Source organism: Streptomyces sp. NPDC031474 (assembly GCF_055581185.1).
This window is the reverse complement of sequence record NZ_JBVIJX010000004.1, coordinates 322985-340009: the sequence shown is the minus strand read 5'-3', so window position 1 is coordinate 340009 and position 17025 is coordinate 322985. Positions and strand designations below refer to the sequence as shown.

Annotated in this window: 12 protein-coding genes and 1 tRNA gene; 9 read left to right on the top strand and 4 right to left on the bottom strand. The window is 68.1% G+C overall.

The annotated features are described in order from the left end of the window. Nucleotides 1-99 precede the first annotated feature (99 nt). Nucleotides 100-3486, top strand: a complete 3387-nt coding sequence (locus tag ACZ5SK_RS09790) for a HelD family protein (protein WP_468575796.1) — start codon at nucleotides 100-102, stop codon at nucleotides 3484-3486. 154 nt (nucleotides 3487-3640) lie between these two features. Continuing rightward, a complete protein-coding gene (locus ACZ5SK_RS09785; protein ID WP_468575697.1) occupies nucleotides 3641-4906 on the top strand; it encodes a hypothetical protein in 1266 nt (421 codons plus the stop codon). Nucleotides 4907-5217: 311 nt separating this feature from the next. Here the strand turns inward: ACZ5SK_RS09785 and ACZ5SK_RS09780 are convergent, their stop codons facing one another. Both ACZ5SK_RS09780 and ACZ5SK_RS09775 read right to left on the bottom strand, forming a co-directional pair. After that, nucleotides 5218-5679 carry a hypothetical protein gene (locus tag ACZ5SK_RS09780; protein WP_468575794.1) on the bottom strand — a complete coding sequence of 154 codons (462 nt, stop codon included), beginning with the start codon at nucleotides 5677-5679 and terminating at the stop codon, nucleotides 5218-5220. A 57-nt stretch (nucleotides 5680-5736) separates the two neighbouring features. Then, nucleotides 5737-6189, bottom strand: a complete 453-nt coding sequence (locus ACZ5SK_RS09775; RefSeq protein ID WP_468575696.1) for an NUDIX hydrolase — start codon at nucleotides 6187-6189, stop codon at nucleotides 5737-5739. A 251-nt stretch (nucleotides 6190-6440) separates the two neighbouring features. On the opposite strand from ACZ5SK_RS09775, the gene ACZ5SK_RS09770 reads away from it, so the two are divergent. Together ACZ5SK_RS09770 and ACZ5SK_RS09765 are read left to right on the top strand one after the other, a co-directional pair. Then, a complete protein-coding gene (locus tag ACZ5SK_RS09770; RefSeq protein ID WP_468575694.1) occupies nucleotides 6441-9068 on the top strand; it encodes an AAA family ATPase in 2628 nt (875 codons plus the stop codon). Between the two features lie 154 nt (nucleotides 9069-9222). After that, nucleotides 9223-9855, top strand: coding sequence for a hypothetical protein (locus tag ACZ5SK_RS09765; protein ID WP_468575692.1), 633 nt, complete (start codon nucleotides 9223-9225; stop codon nucleotides 9853-9855). Between the two features lie 214 nt (nucleotides 9856-10069). Here the strand turns inward: ACZ5SK_RS09765 and ACZ5SK_RS09760 are convergent, their stop codons facing one another. After that, nucleotides 10070-10381 carry a helix-turn-helix domain-containing protein gene (locus tag ACZ5SK_RS09760; protein WP_468575690.1) on the bottom strand — a complete coding sequence of 104 codons (312 nt, stop codon included), beginning with the start codon at nucleotides 10379-10381 and terminating at the stop codon, nucleotides 10070-10072. Between the two features lie 111 nt (nucleotides 10382-10492). On the opposite strand from ACZ5SK_RS09760, the gene ACZ5SK_RS09755 reads away from it, so the two are divergent. Together ACZ5SK_RS09755 and ACZ5SK_RS09750 are read left to right on the top strand one after the other, a co-directional pair. Then, nucleotides 10493-11404 carry a hypothetical protein gene (locus ACZ5SK_RS09755; protein ID WP_468575688.1) on the top strand — a complete coding sequence of 304 codons (912 nt, stop codon included), beginning with the start codon at nucleotides 10493-10495 and terminating at the stop codon, nucleotides 11402-11404. Between the two features lie 4 nt (nucleotides 11405-11408). Then, nucleotides 11409-13169 carry a hypothetical protein gene (locus ACZ5SK_RS09750; protein ID WP_468575687.1) on the top strand — a complete coding sequence of 587 codons (1761 nt, stop codon included), beginning with the start codon at nucleotides 11409-11411 and terminating at the stop codon, nucleotides 13167-13169. 212 nt (nucleotides 13170-13381) lie between these two features. Here the strand turns inward: ACZ5SK_RS09750 and ACZ5SK_RS09745 are convergent. Beyond that, nucleotides 13382-13468: transfer RNA gene (locus ACZ5SK_RS09745), tRNA-Leu, on the bottom strand. 447 nt (nucleotides 13469-13915) lie between these two features. Between ACZ5SK_RS09745 and ACZ5SK_RS09740 the strand changes: the two genes are divergently transcribed. The 3 genes from ACZ5SK_RS09740 to ACZ5SK_RS09730 all read left to right on the top strand — a co-directional run bounded on the left by ACZ5SK_RS09740 (nucleotide 13916) and on the right by ACZ5SK_RS09730 (nucleotide 17014). After that, nucleotides 13916-14809 carry a DUF3662 and FHA domain-containing protein gene (locus tag ACZ5SK_RS09740; protein WP_334578697.1) on the top strand — a complete coding sequence of 298 codons (894 nt, stop codon included), beginning with the start codon at nucleotides 13916-13918 and terminating at the stop codon, nucleotides 14807-14809. Between the two features lie 10 nt (nucleotides 14810-14819). Continuing rightward, nucleotides 14820-15338 carry an FHA domain-containing protein FhaB/FipA gene (locus ACZ5SK_RS09735; protein ID WP_069769333.1) on the top strand — a complete coding sequence of 173 codons (519 nt, stop codon included), beginning with the start codon at nucleotides 14820-14822 and terminating at the stop codon, nucleotides 15336-15338. Between the two features lie 140 nt (nucleotides 15339-15478). Next, nucleotides 15479-17014, top strand: a complete 1536-nt coding sequence (locus tag ACZ5SK_RS09730) for a Stp1/IreP family PP2C-type Ser/Thr phosphatase (protein ID WP_334578696.1) — start codon at nucleotides 15479-15481, stop codon at nucleotides 17012-17014. Nucleotides 17015-17025 lie beyond the last annotated feature (11 nt).

Below are 17025 nucleotides of genomic sequence, written 5' to 3'. Positions count from 1 at the left end.
GGGTGTCATCAACCGATCTCTGATAGTTCTTTCGCCGGGGTACGGGCGCAGGCCCGTAGCGGCGTCCTTCGTTCAGGGCGTCGCGAGGGAGGGATGCACATGGGCACCAACACAGGTGACGAGATCATCGCCGTCGAGCAGAAGGCGGTGGACCACGCATATGACTGCTATGCCGCGCGGCTGGCTGAACTTAGCGGAGGTTCGGTCGCCTCGGCCTCCGCCAGCGGCAAGGACAGCGTCGCCAACCGGATCGAAGCCGAGGAGCGGGCGGCGTCGTACGGCGGTCTCGGCAACGAATCCCTGGTCATCAGCCGTGTCGACGTACAGGACGAACCTAACCCCTGGTACGTGGGACGACGTGGCGTCAGCGATCCCGCAACTGGTGACCGTGTGGTCCTGCTGTGGACCAGCCCGCTGGCCAAGAAGTGGTTCGAGGTCCGGCCTGACGCGCCGAACGAGGTTCTCCTGCGGCGGCAGTTGCGCTGCGTCCAGCGTGTCGTCGAGGACTACTTCGACGAGATCGCCCCTGCAGCCACTGTTCCGCAGCCCCGGCCGGCGGCGGACGACGCAGAACCGGAGGCGCTGCCTGTGAGCCCCGCCACCGACATCCAGAAGGGGGGAGTGCCACGCCCATCCGTTCCTAGCCCCGTCCTCACCCCCGCCGACATCGCCCGCATCCAGCGCCAGAAGCCACTGCAGCCCGACGAGTTCCTACTGCGTGAGCTCCAGCGCTCACGCAGCGGCAGCATGCGGGACATCGTCGAGACCATCCGCCGAGACCAGATGGATCTGGTCACCGGCTCGCCTTCCGACATCCTCGTCGTGCAGGGCGGCCCGGGCACCGGCAAGTCCGCGGTCGGCCTTCACCGCGTGACCTGGCTGGTCAACAATGAGCACTTCAAGGCCCAGGACATCCTCGTCGTCGGCCCTCACCAGCGGTTCCTCGACTACGTCGGGCAGGTCCTACCCACCCTCGGTATCCGAAACGTCAACGCCGTGCAGGTGACCCGCCTGTGGAACGGCGAGATCCTCGGTACTGACACGCCCCAGGGGCGGGTCGTCAAGTCCGACGAACGCATGGCGGCCGTCCTGCGTCGGCGCGTTGAGCACGAGTGCCGTCCTGAGGCAATCGACGAGTTCACCACCACCCCCTCATACAAGGACGCCAAACCAGAGCTCACCGTCACTGCTGGCAGCACCACCCTGCGCATCCCGCGCTCGGAGGTCCTCGCTCTCTTGGTGGAAATACGCGAAGGCGACGGCTCCTATCGTGAGCGACGCGACCGCTTCCGTAGCCTGCTCGTCGACCGCCTGCTACAGGAACTCGTTGCAGTCGCCCCACGCCGCAGCCGCGGCGACACGATCCGCCGCGACCTGGAACGGAACCGCCAAGTCGAGCGCCTGATCGAACGCGTCTGGCAGTCGCCGGGTGACAGGGAGGCTCTGCGGAGCCTCTACGACTCCCATGACCTCATGCGCACCTGCGCCGATGGCATCCTCGACGCCGAGGAGCAGGCGGCCCTGCACCGCCCCAGGGCCGACAAGGCCGACGCCGACTCCTGGACCCTTGACGACCACGTCTGCCTCGAAGAACTGCGGTACCTCATCACCGGAGAGACCCCGCAACGCTACGGGCACATCGTCGTCGACGAAGCCCAGGACCTGACACCCATGCAGGCCCGCTCCCTGCGCCGACGCTCTGCGGTGAACGGCTCCATGACCGTCCTCGGCGACCTCGCCCAGGCCACAGGCCCCCACACCTACACCGACTGGGACCGCCTCGGCACCCTCCTTTCCGATCACGGCGACTGGCGCGTCGCAGAACTGAACACCAGCTACCGCGTACCCGCAGAAATCATGGACTTCGTCGCGCCACTGGCCCGCACGGTTGCCCCCGCATTGCCCTACCCGCAGGCCGTGCGCGAATCCGGCGAGGACGCTGTCCGGACGTTGGCCACCGAGCCGTGGAAGCTACTCGACGACACTGTCGCCCAAGCCACCCGTCTCCTCGGCACCAGCGACGGGCACACGCTGCGCTCCGTCGCCGTCATCGTCCCCGACGACTCCGGCTGGCTCGACGAAATCAGCCGCCACCTGGATCAGGCCATCGGCATCGCCAACCAACGGCGTGGGGCCATATCCGTCCTGGCCGCCGCCCAGGCCAAGGGCATGGAATACGACCACGTCCTCGTCATCGAACCCACAACCATCGCCACCCGCGGCCCTGCCGGCCTGCGCCAGCTCTATGTCGCCCTCACCCGCAGCACCCAGAGCCTGACGGTCCTCCACACCTCACCGCTCCCGGAGGCTCTCACGAACACCCACGGCACCACCGAGCCAGCACCCACCGAAGTCAGACCACGCATGACAGACGGTGACGTCCCCGAAATCGGTACCACCATCCGTGTCCGAGTGCTTGGCCCGACGCCCGGCGGCCGCTACAGGGTCAAAGCCCTGTCTCCCGCGGTTGACGTTTCTTTGGTTCTGACCGTCCGCCACGGCTCCGTTCCCCCTCATCCCGGCGAGGAACTGGACTGCTGGGTGTTCGCCCACGAGAAGAGCCACTGTCTGCTCACCGCAGATCAGCGCGGGCGCCAGCCCATCTCGCCCAGAATGGCCGAACGCTACGTGGCGGCCCTTGACGTTCTCGACGAGCTGACCAAGGGTGACGGCACTGTTCCGGAGAACGCTACCGAACGTCTTTCTGAGCTCAAGGGCATGGCCAACCGCGTCCTTCGCCGCGACCAGGCGGACTGGGTGGACGTGCGGCGTGTGCTCGGATCCCCGGATAAGCACCGCCTAAGCCTCCTGCGTGACCTCGCGGCGAACACCAACCGTGCGCTCAAGGACAACAACCTGGACGTAAGCCGACTCCGGGAGGAATTGGCAAGCGCGGGCTGGACCCAGTCTCTGGCCGAAAGCCGGGAGGCGCTCCATCACCGCCTGGCTTCCTCGGTCGAACCGGAAACCGAGATTGCACCCGCCTCCATCGTCCAGCAGCCCGAGCAGAAGAAAGCCGAGCCTATGACGCCCGTCACGGACATTCCCACCACGCCGGCAACGCCCACGCAAAGTCTTCTGCACACCCTGGAGACTGCGGCGGCCGCCGACCGCACCTGCAAGAAGCACGAAGCGGTGCGCCACGCCCTGATGGCGGCCCTGCTCTGGGCGGACCTGCAACCGACCGAGTCCCCGGTCATCGATGTCAGCCGCATCGCTGAGGACGGCCACTTCCTCTACGAGGTTCTCGGAGCCGGTCGCTCCACCTACGCCGACCTCCGCTTGGGAGCCACCCGCCTCCTGGAGATCAACCACATCCTGCCCGCTCCCGCCGACCGCCTCCACCTGGTGCTGTCCGAACCGCCCGCCGAGGATTGGTCGGCCGACACCTTGCATGCCGTCTTCGGCGTCCATGTCCTCTGGCGCACCCCCGACAGTTGGGGCGGCCGCAACACGGATACCGCCCTGGGCTCGGGTCAGCCGTAGCCCCTCCCGGCAGAAGGAAGATTTCCCACCCGGAGGGGGTCTCGACTTTCGACGTTTTCGTTGATCGTCGTGGGGGTGCTCGTGTGGGTGATGGGGGCCTGACCGCGCGGAGCTGGGCAGCAGAGAAGCATCGGACGACGATTAGGAATGACACATGCGGGACGCTGTCGCAATCACCCTGGTTGCTCTAGCAGCTGCGGGTTGCACCGTGTTGGCAACACTACTGATCCTCCGTCGGCGTCGGCTCAACATCGTCACGGCAGCCGTGAACGAGAACCTGCAATCAAAGGCGCCCTCGGGCATGACCGGCATGATGTCGACGGAGTCGACACCATCGCCCGTACCCGTCGTTGACTCCCAGGTTTTGGTCGTGCCAGGAACCAGCGACGATGAGGTGTACGTGTTCGGCGCACCCGAGAATCTGGACTTGTTCGGCACAACGGTGGTCCAGACGCCAATGCAGCTCGGATCATGGGCCACTCGGATCAAGGCTGCCGTGGACGGCGTACAGACGTACCAGCAGATGGTCGGACGCCTCATGCTGGTCGACCCGGAGATGGCGGCAGCTATTCGCGCGGGCAGCGCGGCGAAGGACAAGGCGGGAGAGGTCCTCGCCCTCGTTCGAGGCAACAAGGGCAGGTTCCAGCATGTTGCGCGCCTCAAGGAGGTAGGTGGGCTCGCCGCAGCAGCGTCGATGACGAACGCTCTTTCCGCGATGGCGCTCCAGGCTCAGCTCGATCGGATCGAGAAGCAGCTCACGACCATTTCCGAACAGGTGGGAAACGTCCAGCGGAAACAGCTCCGCGAGTGGCATGCGGAAGCTCGCGCCACGCAGCTCCAACTCGCGGAGGTCTACCAAACCGCGAGGAGCGCCGGGACCCTCTCGAAGACGAACTGGGGACAGATCGAGTCGAGCGGGATTCTGCTCAAGACACACCAACTCCACGACATCGAACAACTCCGCGATGCCATCACGACGCTTGAGGACGTCGCGCGCGATCAGACTCTACGAGGTCGTGAACGGAGACTGACTAGCGCTGTTGAAGGGATCCTCGCTGCCCGCGCAGCGCTTGAGGACTCGTCGCGGTCCTGGGTCCAGTTCTCCGCCCTGCGACTGTGGCGGATGACCATTGTTGACGATCCCACGCTCGAGCCGTACCGGGAGAAGTTGGCGGCGGATGTCGCCCAGCAGGCCGCAACCCTCGACCCGCTCATCGCCCAGGCTGATGCCGCAGTCCGCCAGGTCGCAGACTTCCGATGGTGGCATCGTGTGCGAAGTCCGATCGCCGCTCGACGATTGCCCGCGAAAGTCGAGGCTGCGCTGTCCGAGGTGAGCGAAATCGACTGGACACCACTCCGTCTGGAGCAATCACGAAGGAGGCTCGACCCTCCGAGGGAGGGCCGGAACCTGTCAAAGTGATCAAGGCAGGTGATCGTGTCTGCCCACCCGCCCAGGTCAGCCCGCCGAGCAGGAAATCCGCACCGTCCAACAAGCATGGGCCGCCGCCAGCGTCAACGCCGCAGTGTGAGACCACGGACCTGTCAGAACATCGAAAGTCGAGAGGGGAAGGACGGCACCTGAATCTCGTCGAAATGACCGCGATGGAGGACGGCAGTTGCCTCGTCAGCGTGTTCGGTCTCGGTGCTCTCGGCGTCGCCTGAAAGGTTCGGCCGCCGTCGGCAGGTGCCCAGCTCGCGGCCGCGAGGACGGCATATCAACTTGCGAGCTGCTCAGGATCGACGGTCGATTCGCCGGGCGGCCGCCGCGGTGACCTCCTCGGGGGTGTACGCGCGCAACAGGACATCCAGCGAGCGGTCCAGCCCTGCCCGGCGATCGGACCAGTCCCGGGCAAGGGCCTGCGCGACGGCCGCACTCAGGAAGTCCTCCGGGGTCTTGCCGGCCACGACGGCCTGACCACAAACCCGTTCCCACACCTCGTCGGCCATGGGGATGCTCATGAGGTATTTGCCGTCGGGCCCAGGGAACATGCTGAACAGCACATCGATAGGCAGTGCGTGCTGCAGCCGCCGCCAGATCGTCTTCATGGCCCGGGGTTCGTTCTGCGCTGACACAAGCACGGCGAGACGTTTGCGGTCGCCGGAGGCCGCCAAGGGCAGACGGCCCTCCTGCCGCGCGGCCCTCAGCTCGACGGTCCCGACCGCACGGGTCAGGGTGATCTCAACGGCATACATGGTCACTTGAGCACTCTCCTACTGTGGAGAAGATCCACTCCGACACGACAACGGGTCTCATTCGAGTGAGACCTCCCCGTCGGGCAGCCAGCCCTCCCAATAGCCGTCCATGAGCAGCGGCAGCGTGTCCGGCTCCACCCGCGCTTCTGCGTCCCGTAGTTGGGCTGTGCTCCACCAGCGAGCATCCGTCCCGAAGAGGACACGCACGTCCTCCAGCCAGGCCTCGGTGACAGGTCCGGCCAGTACGACGTACTCGACGCGTTGCCGCCCGCCGACGGCCGGAAGGACCCCGACCACCGGTGCGATCCGCAGACAGGGCAGGCCGGTCTCCCACCGCAGGTAGCGCACCGCGGTTCGGCGGTAGGACTCGCCCGCACGCACGGGCACGGTTGGCACCGACCAGGCGTCCCCGCAGTGGAGTTGGACGGGTGACAGCAGGAAGCGGTGTTCCGCCCGGTCGATGACGACGGGACGGACGACTGCAGCAGAAGCAGGAACGGAACGGGGCACGTATGTCACCCTGCCTTCATGCCATTGGAATAGCACCTTGAAGTGTTCCATTCGGGTGTAGCGGGGAAGATCCGCCCTGTGCCATCCAGCGGATTAGATGCGATGTGCGTGCGGCAGCGCCTCCGCATCCAGTTCACTGGATATAGAGACCGGTCGGACCGAGCGGTGCCGGACCGGCCCATGCGCGGTGTGAACGCACAGGGCCGGCCCGGGACCGCTCGGCCCGGCCCTGTGCGGATGCCGAGGAGCGGATGGACACGCTGTGGCCCGACCGGCTGAGCCTGGGAGACCAGGTCCGGTTCGACGGGCAGGTGTGCACGGTGACCGGCGTGTGCGGTGGGCGCGTTGCGCTGCTGGACAACCTCGGCGCCACCGAGCACGTCGACGTGATCTCACTGCTGGCCTCGGGGGACTTCGCGTTCCTGGGGCAGGGCACAGGACCTCCGGAGCAGTCGGCGCCGCCCCTGCCGGAGGCGGCGCTGGAGCGGGCGAAGTGGTGGCGGCGGCACGTCACCGAGGTGCTGACCGGTGTGCCGCACGACGCCCCGCCCGGCACCGAGCCGCTCCCGGCCTACGACCCGTCACGCCACACGCTGGCCGAGCGGGAAGAAACCAAAGCAAGGGAGTTGGCCGACCTGGGGGTGGGCGGGGCTTCCTCGCGGACGGTACAGCGCAAGCGGCAGCGGTATCAGCAGCAGGGACTGGCAGGTCTCGCCGACGGCCGGGCCCGGCGGCACATGCCCGACGAAGCCCAGCTGGATCCCCGGGTACGGACGACGGTCTGGGAGGTGCTCGCCACACAACGGTCAGGAGCCCCCCCGACGGCCAGGCATCTACACAATCAGGTGCTGGCCCGGCTGGCCGGGCCCATCGCGGCGGGCGAGCTGCCCAGGCCGCCCCGGGCCGCCGTCCGGCGGCTCGCCGCCGAGATGCTTGTCAGCGAAGGGAAGACGCGGCTCCGCCGGGTGAACGATGTGGCCGTGGGCGAGCGCGTTCATCTCGACACGGTCGAGCTGCCCCTGCCATCCGGCGGGGCAGACCCAAAGGAACGCCTTCGGCTGCTGGTCGCTCTGGACGAGGCGACCAGGCTCGTACTAGCGGCCGTCGTCCACACCGGGCACCGGCCGCCGCTGCACACGACGCTGCTTGCCCGGATGTGCTCGCCCCTGGACGTGTACGCCGACTGGGGCACCGTCCTGTCCGGACGGCTCCATGGCACGGAGCGGCGACACACGTCCTCACTGATCGTCCGTCCGGCCAGCCTCGTCGCCGACGGGTCCAACGCTCCCGGCCTGCGGACACTGCGCGAAGCCTGCGTCCAACTGGGCATCCACGTGCGGTACGCGCAGCGTGTGCGGCCGACGGACCGCCAAGCTGTAGAGCGCACACTGGACCACTTCGCGTCCCTGTTCACCGACCATCTGCTGTCCACCGCCGGGCGGGCCGCGCACGAGACCGGATGGCCGCCCGAGATGGTGCAGGACCTGCTCGACGCGTGGGTGACCCGTATCTGGCCGGAGACCCCCGTGCCGACCTCACCCGCAGGCGGAACGCACACGCCCCGGGCCCGTCACGAGACGCTGACCGCTTCAGCGGGATGGACACCGACGCCGTTTCCTCCGCAGGTTTTCCCAGCACTTCTTAACGTGTCCTGGAGAGTGGTCGGGCCCCAGGGGTTGCGGCTCGGCGGGCACACTTACAACGCGACGGCCCTGGACCGCCTGCGTTCCTCGGTGTCGCCCGGCGGCGGCCGCAGGTCGTTCGAGGTGCGCTGGGACCCGTACGACCTCCGCCGTGTGTGGCTGCGGTCCGGAGACGACGAGTGGATCACGGTTCCCGCCGCATCTCCTGCTGCGCGGTCCGCCATCCAGACCGTCCTGCATCACGCGCCGCTCGAACACGCGGAGGTCTACGCCGCCATCGCCCGGCGGCAGCCGGACACGGCCTCCGGCGAAAGCGCGCCCAGTCCCGTCTCGTGGGCCGGGTCGTCCTGTCGTGACTGGGTGGTCTCCCCGTTTACGGCCCTGGCGGACGGCTCGCGCGTGGCACCGGAGGATGTCCGCGTGTCCTATCACGCCAGGCTCCCACTGCGCGTGCCGGGCGTCGTATACGCCGCTCAGCGGATCGAGGAGCTGCTGGACCTCAACCGGTACGGGGCAGGCGCCCGCCACGGAGTGCTGCTGCACGGGGTGTCTGGTACCGGCAAGACCACAGCCATGCTGGAAGCAGCCCGCCGCTACACCGCCCAACTGCCCGAGAGCTCCTCGGAGGAACCAGGCAACTCGACCATGCCGGTGATCTATGTCCGGCTGCCGCCCGCCACCTCGCCGCGGCTTCTTCTGGCCGAACTGGCGCGGAGTCTCGGCATCCCGCTGCGCGGCTCACCCACGACCGCCGACCTGGCGGTCCGGGTGAGCGAGGCAATGGCAGCCGCGCACACCGGCCTGGTCCTCGTCGACGAAGTCCAGCAACTTCGCAGTCCAGGTTGGTCGGACACGGCCGTGGCCGAGACTCTGGACTACCTGTGCGACCGCATCCCGGCGACGTTCGTCTTCGCCGGGATCGGCAGCCCCACATCTCTCGCCACAACGGTGACGCACACGCCGCACCGTCGGCTGCTGTCGGTACGCCTGGACCTCGTTCCCGACGGCGAGATCTGGCAAAACGTCATCAGCCGGGCCGAGCACGCTCTGCGCCTACACGCACACAAGCCAGGCACCCTGACCGCCCAGGCGGCCCTTCTCCACCAGCGCACCAGCGGCAACGTGGGACAACTGGCCCTCCTCCTGCGCGCCGGAGCCGTCCGTGCCATTCGCGAAGGCACCGAACAGCTGACGGTTTCGCTGCTTTCCGAGCTGTCTCTTCCCAGCCGCGGGTAAAGCCTCCTCCGAGACCCAAAACATCCATACACAAAAGCTAATGACGAACATGTAGACGATAAAGGGATGCCCTACAAGGCTTGCAGCCACCAAAAAGCCAACTGGTCCCCAAAAGGCCAGACAGCCAACTGGCTTTGCCCCTAACGTGGTCCGCATGACGTACCAGGAGACTTTCCCAAGTCCCCCGGCTGACCTCGGGGACGAAGCGGAGCAAGCGGTCCGTCAGTACGACGCCCTTATCGAGAAATCCCAAGCAGCCATCGAAACGCTGAACGCGGCACTGCGAGAGGAAACCGAGAAGTGCGAGGCGCTGATCACTCACCGCGATGAGGCACAAGGCCTGGTGGGGATGCAGTCGCGCTTGCGGGCCATGCACGAACGCGCCAGAGAGCACGGCATCTTCACCGCTCAGCCCGCCCCTCCAGTGACGCTGCGCATCGTCCCGGACCCGCAGCTCCGGGAACCATCCGTATCGGACACGAAGCCGCCCGCGCCTACCGACCCCGCACCATCGCCGGCGGATGCGGGACCGCCATCAGCCGAAATCATCATCCGCAGCAAGAAACAGCAGGAAATCCTGAACGTCATCGCCTCCCGCCTCGACATCGCCTGGGGCAGTGAGGACATCGCGAAAATCCTGGGCATCCCCAAGGAGGACCCTCGGGGGCGCAAGCGCCTGCGCAACTGCCTGCGGGCCCTGACCCTGGTCGGCGCCGTGGAGCGAATCACGCGTGAGGACGATCGGCACGTCTACTACCGCCCGCGTATGAACTGGAAGTTCGAATAGCTCAAGCCATTCCGCCCACGATAAGCCATCCACGCAGCACCACTACAAAATTGACCGCCGCCGCATAAAGCGATCCAGGTTGCCCCCTGGGTCTGCGGCGACGGTCGTGACCAGCTACGGCCGTTTCCGACACTACCCGGCTCCGCCTGGGCGTGTCCGGCATTCGGCCATATTCCTCTGCCTCTTTCCCGAGGAGCCGAATGCCCATGCGAATTCACTGCGGAGGATTGCCCGGCTCACGGCCGGGCCACAGGTCCACCTCCAGCGCCTTCTCCAGGTTCGCGATCGTCAGAAGGTCGCACCACACCGCGCCGTCGAGCACCTGCACGATTGTCATCCGGGACACCCCGGTGCGCCGGGACACCTCGGCGACGGACAAGCCGTTGGCGTCGATCACCCGGCGCAGCCGGGCCGCCACCTCCTGCGCGACCCAGGCCCCGTGGTGGTCACCGAGCACAGCGTGCGGCCAGATGCCCTCGACCACGTATGTGAGGGGCTTGAGTCGTCGCTTGTCTCCCTGGGGCACGTCGAAGAGTGTCGCCCATCCGGCCCTCCAGACATGACAGTGTCCGCCACCTCCACGTCATGCTATTGGAATAACACCCCTCCCGGGGTCTTTTCCTGGTGGAGAGTCACGATGGACGCGATCGAGCGCTACCGGCCTCAGCTTTCCGGCCCCGTCTGGGACCGCGTCGGCCCCGACTGCCGCCGCGCGGTGGCCAAGGCCAAGCCGGCCACGCCGAAGGAGGCCCGCGACTGGCTCGGTGCCCTCGCGCACGCCGCCGCGCACGCGGACGCTTCCGGGCGCCCCACGAAGGCAGAGCACCTGCTCACCGCGGAGGCGATCGAGTGGTACCTAGCCACCGGCTGCCTGCACCTGGAGGAGTCCTCCCGCTCCAACCGCCGCTGCCGCCTCAACAAACTCCGCCGCGCCCTGCTCGGCCCCGACCTGATCACCGGCAACCCGGCCGCATACTCCGGCTCGGACGCCTCCCGCCCGTACACGCAGCCGGAACAGGCCCAGTTGTACGCCTCAGCCCGCTCCCAGCCGACCGACGAGCTGCGGTACGGCCTGCTGACGCTGCTCGCCCTCGGCTTCGGCTGCGCCCTGGACTCACCCGAAATCATCCCGCTGCGGACCCACGACGTCCGCGAGGCACCCAATGGCGCTGTGGCCGTAGCGGTCCGCGGACAGCGTGCCCGTGTGGTGCTGTGCCGCAGCGCCTGGGCCCCGGTTCTCACCGAGACCACCGCCTGGGCCTCCCGTCCCGGCCAGGCCCGCTCCCTCTTCCGTCCGAGCAGCCGCGCCCGCGGCACCAACACGGTCACCAACTTCCTCGCCCGCACCAAGAAGCCGCCCGGAACGCCGCCGCTGGTCATAGGCCGGGCACGCGCCACCTGGCTCGTCGACGCGATCGAAGCCCGCATGCACCTGCCCACCCTGATGGCCGCCGCCGGCCTGACCACTCTGCGCTCGATCGACCGGGTACTGCCCCACGTCCGCAACCTCTCGCCCGACCAGGCCGCCGCCGCACTGAAGGAGCTGTAAACCGGTGAACAGCCGTCTCGCACGCCACCCCCGCATCGCCCGCCTGCGCTCCCAGCGTGCCCTCGTCCCCGACCACGAGGCCATGGAGATCCTCGACGAAGTGGCCGCCTCCGGCCTGGTCGAGGAGATCCAACCGCTCGTCGCCCGTGGAACAGGCAGCCCTTGCACCCTTCCGGTCGAGGCCCTCCTGGTCGGCATGTGCCTGACCGCCGCACGCAACGGCGGCGTCATCCTCTTCACTGCTGTCACGGACCTGCTCTACTTCGCGCTCTCCGACGAGGTTCGCCAGCAACTCGGTCTACGCCGCTACCCCGATCACGACCATGGCTTCGAAGCCGCCTACGCCGTCGTCCGCCGTCGCATCCACAGCGTCCTCGACGCGATCGACCCGTCCCCACTGCCCAAGAACCACCGGCTGGCCCGCCGCCACGCCGAGAAGCTCCTGGCCCAGACCGACCCCGCCGACCTCGCCCGCAAGCGCACGCTCATGCTCCGCGTGGCCAACATGATCGTCACCATGTCTCTGCGCGAGGCCCTGCCCCTCCTGGAAGGCCACTGGGACGGATCGGCCTGCGTCGACGCCACCGTCCTCGGCACCTACGCCAAGGGCCTCGCCCCCAACAGCCCCGTCACCTCCACCGACCCCGACGCCGCCTGGTACGTCCGCACCGCCAAGCACAAAGACCCCCTCGCCCTCGACGACCTCGCCCCCGCCCAGCAGGACAAGAACGGCGCCAAACTCCGGAAGAAAACAGACCGGATCAAGAAGCGGCTGTTCGGCTACGACGCCTCGCTCGTCATCGCCCGCGACCCCAACCACGACGGCGTCCCGCTGCCCGACGGCTCCGCGAACCCCGATGTCGTCCCCGCACTGGTCATCGCCTTCTCCGTCGACAAGCCCAGCCACCGCCCCGGCCACGTCGCCATCGAAGCCCTCCAGCAGATCGACGACAGCCTCCCGCGCGGCTACCTGGCCGGCGACCGCGCCTACAACAACCAGAAACCGGAGAACTACCAGCTCCCCATCCGCGCCATGGGCTACGAGCCCGTCTACGACTACGCGAAGGACCAACTCGGCGTCCAGGCCGGCTTCGCCGGCGCCGAACTCGTCGAGGGCAACTGGTACTGCCCCTCCATGCCCCAGACCCTCAAGGACGCCACCAAGGACCTGATCGCCGAGAAGATCGACAAGCAGACCTGGATCGACCGCATCCGAGCCCGAGCCGCCTACCTCTTCATGCCCAAGCAGCGCCCCGACGCCGAAGGCCACCGTCGCGTCATGTGCCCCGCCGAAGCCAACCGCGCCCAGTGCCCACTCAAGAAGCACACCCTCGGACGCGGCATCCACCTGCCCCTCGTAGACCCCACCCCCAGCCCCACGGGCTCACCTCTGTGCTGCAGCCAGAAGACGGTCACGGTCCCGCCGGAAGCCGGCGCCAACCTGTGGCAGCCCCTCCAGTACGGCTCCGAAACCTGGCAGCGCGTGTACTTCCGGCTCCGCAACAGCGTCGAAGGCATCAACGGCTACGCCAAGGACCCCCTCTACGAACGCCTCGAAGACGCCGGCACCCGCCGCATCCGCGGCATCGCCGCCCAGACCCTTCTGCTGGCCTTCCAACTGGCCCACGCCAACCGCCGCAAGCTCACCGCCTGGGCGGACTCCATCGCCCTCCACGGTGACCGGCCCCACCGCCGACCCACTCGCCGCCGCAAGACCAAGCCACTGGGAACCTGGACCCCCAAGGGCCACGTCACCCAGCCCTGAGAGCTTCCTCACAAGCCAGCAGTAGCCCACAGTCGAACAACCAACCCCCGGCACAGCAACCGAAGATCCACACACCCAAAAACCGGACCGCCGACGGCCCCAGCCGTCGGCGGTCCACGTGTTTCTGGCCACAGACAGCAGAACGGGCCGCATCGTGATCACGATGCGGCCCGTTCCGTCGGTGCAACTAGAGCACTTTCGTCGGTGCTCCCTGGTGCGCGAGGGGGGAGTTGAACCCCCACGCCCTTGCGGGCACTGGAACCTGAATCCAGCGCGTCTGCCTATTCCGCCACCCGCGCATTGGGTGTGTCCTCAGGTTTGTGGGCTTTTCGGCCCGCCGCCTTCCGACATGCAGAACATTAGCACGCGGTCCAGGGTGCGTTCACATCCCTATTTCGCGGGCAGGGAGCAGGTGGGGGACGGTCGGCGACCCCGTACGTCTCCGTGGTGACTGGTTCACGTATCAACCTCGTACCTATGGCGACCGTCTCCCCAGGAGCCGGACCAGGAGCACAGTCGGGTGCGGGACACTGGTCCACGGCCGCCTCTACGATCCTGGGCAGAAGCGAGAGTCCGAAGCAGGTGCGCACGAGGGAGTCGACACCCGTCGACGGGGCCGACAGGGGGAACCAGCCGATTCACCGGCGCGTGGATACGATCAGTAAGCAGTACCAGGTAAGCGGCAACGTGACCGGCAAGGCGAGCGGCACGACACAGGACGGCAGCCACTACGGAGGAGGTGCCCCATGGGAGTTCTGAAGAAGTTCGAGCAGCGTCTCGAGGGTCTGGTCAACGGCACCTTCGCCAAGGTCTTCAAGTCCGAGGTCCAGCCCGTCGAGATCGCCGGCGCGCTCCAGCGTGAGTGCGACAACAACGCGACCATCTGGAACCGCGACCGCACGGTCGTCCCCAACGACTTCATCGTGGAGTTGAGCACGCCGGACTACGAGCGGCTCAGCCCCTACTCGGGCCAGCTCGGCGACGAGCTCGCCGGCATGGTGCGCGACTACGCCAAGCAGCAGCGCTACACCTTCATGGGACCGATCAAGGTCAACCTGGAGAAGGCGGACGACCTCGACACCGGCCTGTACCGGGTGCGCAGCCGTACGCTCGCCTCCTCCAGCAGCCAGGCGCCGGAGCAGGCGCCCGCCGCGGGCGGCAGACAGCGGCCCGGCGGACCGGGCAGCGCTCCGTATCTCAGCGCCGGCGGCGGAGCCGCGGCTCCGCCCATGCCGTCCGCTCCGCCGCCCGGCGCCCCCGGCGCCCGTCCCGGCGGTTACGGCTACCCGCCCGCCGCAGGCGCGCAGCGCCCCGGCGGGGCAGGCGGGGGGCTGGCCGGGGCTCCGCAGCCCGGGTCCCGCACCCGCCACTGGATCGAGATCAACGGTGCCCGCCACCAGATCTCCCGCGCGACGCTGGTGCTGGGCCGTAGCACCGAGGCCGACGTGCGGATCGACGACCCCGGCGTGTCGCGTCGGCACTGCGAGATCCGGACCGGTTCGCCCTCGACGATCCAGGATCTCGGTTCCACCAACGGCATCGTGGTGGACGGGCAGCACACCACGCGCGCTACGCTCCGCGACGGCTCGCGGATCGTCGTGGGCAGCACCACCATCATTTACCGGCAAGCCGAAGGGTGAAGCGGGGGCAATGTCAGAGCTGACCCTCACGGTCATGCGGCTGGGTTTCCTGGCCGTACTGTGGCTGTTCGTGATCGTGGCCGTGCAGGTCATCCGCAGCGATCTGTTCGGTACGCGTGTCACCCAGCGCGGGTCGCGCCGGGAGGCGGGGCGGGCGCAGCAGCAGGCCCAGCGCCAGCAGGCGCCCCCGCAGCAGCGCCAGCAGCCGGCCGCCGCCGGCCGCACGCGCCGTAACGCACCGACGAAGCTGGTCGTGTCCGAGGGCACCCTCACCGGCACCACCGTCGCGCTCCAGGGCCAGACCATCACGCTGGGCCGGGCGCACGACAGCACGATCGTGCTGGACGACGACTACGCCTCCAGCCGCCATGCCAGGATCTACCCGGACCGCGACGGTCAGTGGATCGTCGAGGACCTGGGCTCCACCAACGGCACGTATCTCGACCGATCGCGGCTGACGACTCCCACACCGATCCCGCTGGGCGCGCCGATCCGTATCGGCAAGACCGTCATCGAGCTTCGGAAGTAGTGCTGCATCATGAGTGAGCGCGAGCGGAGCGAGCACGCGGCGGCGGCCGGCACTCAGGGCCCCGGTGTGCTCCCGAGCGGAGGGTGGGCAGTGTGGCTCGACACGACCGGCTGTACCCGGGGCCGACGGGCGAGGTGCGCATGAGTCTGTCACTGCGTTTCGCCGCCGGATCGCACAAGGGCATGATCCGGGAGGGCAACGAGGACTCCGGTTACGCCGGTCCGCGCCTGCTCGCCATCGCCGACGGCATGGGCGGCGCCGCCGCGGGTGAGGTCGCCTCCTCGGAGGCCATCTCCACGATCGTCGCCCTCGACGACGACGTCCCCGGCTCCGACGTTCTGACCTCGCTCGGTACCGCCGTCCAGCGCGCCAACGACCAGCTGCGCGCCCTGGTGGAGGAGGATCCCCAGCTCGAGGGCATGGGGACCACGCTGACCGCTCTGCTGTGGACCGGCCAGCGTCTGGGTCTGGTGCATGTCGGCGACTCGCGTGCCTACCTGTTGCGTGACGGCGTGCTGACGCAGATCACGCAGGACCACACCTGGGTGCAGCGCCTCGTCGACGAGGGCCGTATCACCGAGGAAGAGGCCACCACGCACCCGCAGCGCTCGCTGCTGATGCGCGCGCTGGGCAGCGGCGAGCATGTCGAGCCGGACCTCTCCATCCGGGAGGTCCGCGCCGGCGACCGGTATCTGATCTGTTCCGACGGGCTGTCCGGGGTGGTCTCCCACCAGACGCTCGAGGACACTCTCGCCAGCTACCAGGGCCCGCAGGAGACGGTGCAGGAGCTGATCCAGCTCGCGCTGCGCGGCGGCGGCCCCGACAACATCACCGTGATCGTGGCCGACGTCCTCGACCTGGACACCGGGGACACGCTCGCCGGGCAGCTGTCGGACACCCCGGTGGTGGTCGGCGCGGTCGCCGAGAACCAGCTGCAGCTGCACGACAACGGCATCATGCAGACGCCGGCGGGCCGGGCTTCCGGTCTCGGCCGCAGGCAGCAGGGGCACGGCGGGGGCGGCGAGTTCGGACCGCCCGGCTCCGGCGGCGACATCACCGGCTTCATCCCGACCGACGGCTTCGGTGACTACACCGACGACGACTTCGTGAAGCCGCGCAAGGGCCGTAAGTGGCTGAAGAGATCCTTCTACAGTGTGCTCGCGCTCGCCGTGATCGGCGGCGGCCTGTACGGCGGCTGGCGCTGGACGCAGACGCAGTACTACGTCGGCACCAAGGACGAGCACGTCGCCCTGTACCGGGGCATCAGTCAGGACCTGGCGTGGGTGTCGTTGTCGAAGGTCGAGAAGGACCACCCCGAGATCGAACTCAAGTACCTCCCGGAGTACCAGCAGAAGCTGGTCGAGTCGACGATCGCCGAGGGCGATCTGTCCGCCGCCCAGAAGAAGATCGACGAGCTGGCCGTCCAGGCCTCTGCCTGCAAGAAGCAGGCCGACGCCACCCCGGCGGGCAAGACCGGCTCGAAGACCGGTTCGAAGACCGGCACGGGCGAGGCCGGCGGCACCACGGGAACCACCCCCACGTCGCTCACGTCCAAGGCATCGCCGAGCCCCTCGGCAACCGCGTCCCCGTCCGTATCCGCGACCGCCACTCCCACCCCCGGCCCCAGCCTTTCGGAGGAAGAGCAGAAGGTCGTCTCGCGGTGCGGTGAGCAGTAGGCAAGCCGTGA